Here is a 906-nt window from a genome sequence, read left to right as displayed (position 1 = left end):
ACGTGGTTTTTCGGGCACTGTTGCAAATAGTCGGTGGTGATAAACTTATCATCCCCTTTTGCTGATGGAGCTGCACATGAACCCATTCAAAGGCCGGCATTTTCAGCGTGACATCATTCTGTGGGCCGTACGCTGGTACTGCAAATACGGCATCAGTTACCGTGAGCTGCAGGAGATGCTGGCTGAACGCGGAGTGAATGTCGATCACTCCACGATTTACCGCTGGGTTCAGCGTTATGCGCCTGAAATGGAAAAACGGCTGCGCTGGTACTGGCGTAACCCTTCCGATCTTTGCCCGTGGCACATGGATGAAACCTACGTGAAGGTCAATGGCCGCTGGGCGTATCTGTACCGGGCCGTCGACAGCCGGGGCCGCACTGTCGATTTTTATCTCTCCTCCCGTCGTAACAGCAAAGCTGCATACCGGTTTCTGGGTAAAATCCTCAACAACGTGAAGAAGTGGCAGATCCCGCGATTCATCAACACGGATAAAGCGCCCGCCTATGGTCGCGCGCTTGCTCTGCTCAAACGCGAAGGCCGGTGCCCGTCTGACGTTGAACACCGACAGATTAAGTACCGGAACAACGTGATTGAATGCGATCATGGCAAACTGAAACGGATAATCGGCGCCACGCTGGGATTTAAATCCATGAAGACGGCTTACGCCACCATCAAAGGTATTGAGGTGATGCGTGCACTACGCAAAGGCCAGGCCTCAGCATTTTATTATGGTGATCCCCTGGGCGAAATGCGCCTGGTAAGCAGAGTTTTTGAAATGTAAGGCCTTTGAATAAGACAAAAGGCTGCCTCATCGCTAACTTTGCAACAGTGCCTTTTCAACACAAGCGTGATCATCGGTGCATCCGCACCCTATACATTTAGCAGTGAGCATAAGCGCCTCCCCAA

1 protein-coding gene is annotated in these 906 nt (G+C 52.1%); it reads left to right on the top strand.

Annotation, left to right across the window (positions count from 1 at the left end; all coding sequences use genetic code 11):
- The first annotated feature begins 76 nt into the window (after positions 1-76).
- Complete coding sequence (locus R7P74_RS25345) at positions 77-781, top strand: IS6-like element IS26 family transposase (RefSeq protein ID WP_001067855.1); 705 nt, start codon at positions 77-79, stop codon at positions 779-781.
- Positions 782-906: the final 125 nt, after the last annotated feature.

It is taken from the genome of Vibrio sp. 2033 (assembly GCF_033339735.1).
Note: the sequence above shows the minus strand (reverse complement) of the source record. Positions and strands in the feature narration are given on the sequence as shown.